General features: G+C 76.4%; 2 protein-coding genes. Both read right to left on the bottom strand.

The window, feature by feature from the left end; translation table 11 throughout:
* Positions 1 to 253: 253 nt before the first annotated feature.
* Positions 254 to 793 carry a phage tail protein gene (locus ACTUAL_RS05850; protein ID WP_096496232.1) on the bottom strand — a complete coding sequence of 180 codons (540 nt, stop codon included), beginning with the start codon at positions 791 to 793 and terminating at the stop codon, positions 254 to 256.
* Positions 790 to 2,391, bottom strand: a 1,602-nt coding sequence (locus ACTUAL_RS05845) for a putative baseplate assembly protein (RefSeq protein ID WP_440899523.1), incomplete at its 5' end; no start/stop codon positions are given. The genes ACTUAL_RS05850 and ACTUAL_RS05845, both read right to left, overlap by 4 nt.

The following is a 2,391-nucleotide window of genomic DNA, read 5'->3' as shown; positions in this document are numbered from 1 at the left end:
ACCTGGTGCGCCGCAACCGCCTGCGCTCCCGGCGACTGCGTCCCCGCTGCCTGCGTCCCCACTGCCTGCGTCACCGCTGCCTGTGCCCCCACTGCCTGCGTCACCGACGACTGCCCCGCCGTCGCCTGTTGAGCCGCGCCCGCAGACCCCTGCGCCGCCCCGACCGGTTCCTTCTCCCACTCCAGGAAAGTCCCGCAGGCGCCGCAGAACTCGGCCCCACCGGCGTTGTGCTCCCCGCACTGCGCGCAGACGATCACTGCCCCACCACTTCCACCTCGACCGCGACGTGCGCGGGAACCGCCCCCGCGACGGCCGAGGCCAGCCGGGTCCGGTCAACGGATTCGGGATCGGCCACCCGCACCACCACGCGGACCGACGGCGGTCCGGTCTCGGGCAGCGGTTGGCCGGGTTGGTCGGTGGAGGTGCAGGCGCCGCTGTCGACGACCTCCACCTCACCGCCGGAGAGCAGCCGGACGTGCTCCACCAGGCCGCGCCGGGTGCCGCGCCAGCGGTGCAGCCGCACCGCCGACGCGACCAGGTCCCGGCGCTGCGCGGGCGTCCACCCCTCGCCGACGTCCAGCGCGACCCAGTGCGCCAGCAGCTCCAGGAAGTCCTCGGGCGCGGTGCGCGGGTCCAGGTGGGCGGCGAAGCCGTCCAGCGCGGTGAACACCGGGGCGAGCACCTCGTCGAGCGCCTCGGTGAACCGCTGGGTGAAGCCGTCCTCGGTGTAGACGGCGGGGAGCCGCTCGCCCAGCGGGTGCGGGCTGGGCAGGGTGAGCGCGCCGAGCCTCATCGGGTCACCCGCACCTGGTGGCCGTAGGAGAACGCGAGGCCGTTGGGCGGCAGATCCAGGCGCGGGACGGCGGTGCCGCGCTCGCCGGTGACCGGGTTCGCGCCGAACAGCCGGATGTCCTCCACCAGCTCCACGCCGGGAAGTCGTTGCAGCACCGCGAAGACCTCGCCGGACTGCACGGGCCTGCCGAACGGCCAGCCTCCGCCGTCGGGTCCGCCGCTGATCGGGTTGAAGTAGTCGTAGAGGCCCCGCACGGCGCGCGAGCGCAGCACGTCCTCGGGGGTGCCTGCGCGGGCGCGCAGCTGCGCGACGACCGTGACCCCCTGGTAGAAGGGCGGTTCGACGGAGACGCGCGCGCCGACGCAGCGCCGCTCGTCCAGGAAGCGCTCGATGCGGCCCCGCACCTCGGCGTCGGGTTGCAGGGCGGCGAAGTCCGCGCCCTCGTCGGCGGGCACGGCGGGCACCACCAGCACCCGCACCGCGTCCGCACCGGCGCCCGCCGGGACGCAGCGCACGCGGGCGATCTCGGGCGCGGCCTCGCGGGTGAGCAGCTCGTAGTCCTCGGCGGTGACGGCCCGGTCGCGGGTGCGCAGCAGCAGCGGGCCGCGCTGGGCGGCGTCGGTGACGCTCTCCCCCGCCACGCCGCCCGCGGCGGGCCTGCGGTTGGTGGCGGAGCTGACGAACGGCACCGGGTCGCGCTGCACGCGCAGCATCCCGCGCGCGACGTTGCCGCGCAGGCCGCCGCCGGTGCGGTACTCGGGGACGCGGATCGCGGCGGACTTGACCGGCACCGCGCCGTAGTTGCGCACCGAGCCGTCCGGCTGCCGCACCGCCGGTCCGAAGATCAGCTCGCCGCCGACGCGGTCCAGCACGACGTGCCGGTCGGCGGGGCCGGACTCGGCGAACGAGCGCACCTCGTGCCAGTCCTGCCAGCCGTCGGCGGTGGCGACCTGCACGCGCAGGTCCCCGTCGCCGACGACGACGGGGGTGCGGGCGAGCTGGAACCGCTGGCCGGGCACGCCCTCGGAGACGCCGACGACCTCGCCGGTGACCACGTCGGCGTGGGTTGCGGAGGTGGTGCCGCCGACGGTGGCGGCGGTGGCGGACAGCAGCCTCGGGGACCGGTGGTAGAAGGGCAGGTCCGGCTCCGGGCGCACGGCCCGGCAGCGCAGCCACCCGGCGCGCCGGCGGGCGATCACGGAGGCGGTGTGGCCCGCCGGGACGTGCAGGACGACGTCGCCGGGTTGGTTGAAGCCGCCGGTGCTGTCCCGCTCGACCTCGGCCGGAACCCAGTTCTCGCCGTCCCAGGCCTCCCACGCCCACGGCGGGAAGCGCGGGTCGACGCCCCGGCCCTCGGCGCGGCACTCCAGGCGCAGCAGCACCGCGCAGCCGGGGACGGCGTCGGTGAGGCCGAACAGCACCGCGTCGCCCTCGGCGGGCTCGGTGGCGAACACCTCGGGGTCCTTGCCGTCGCGCAGGTCGTCGGTGCGGTCGGTCGGGGGCGCGCCGGCCGCCGAGGTGGCCAGCGCGGCGAGGGTGGCGGGCACGACGACGAGGTCGCGGTCGACGGTGAACACCACCGGTTCCTCGATCTCGGT

It is taken from the genome of Actinosynnema sp. (assembly GCF_052038725.1).
Note: the sequence above shows the minus strand (reverse complement) of the source record. Positions and strands in the feature narration are given on the sequence as shown.

Bases quoted from the DNA above. Each gene is read 5' to 3' on its own strand.
- ACTUAL_RS05850 (WP_096496232.1), bottom strand. From the start codon at position 793: ATGAGGCTCGGCGCGCTCACCCTGCCCAGCCCGCACCCGCTGGGCGAG.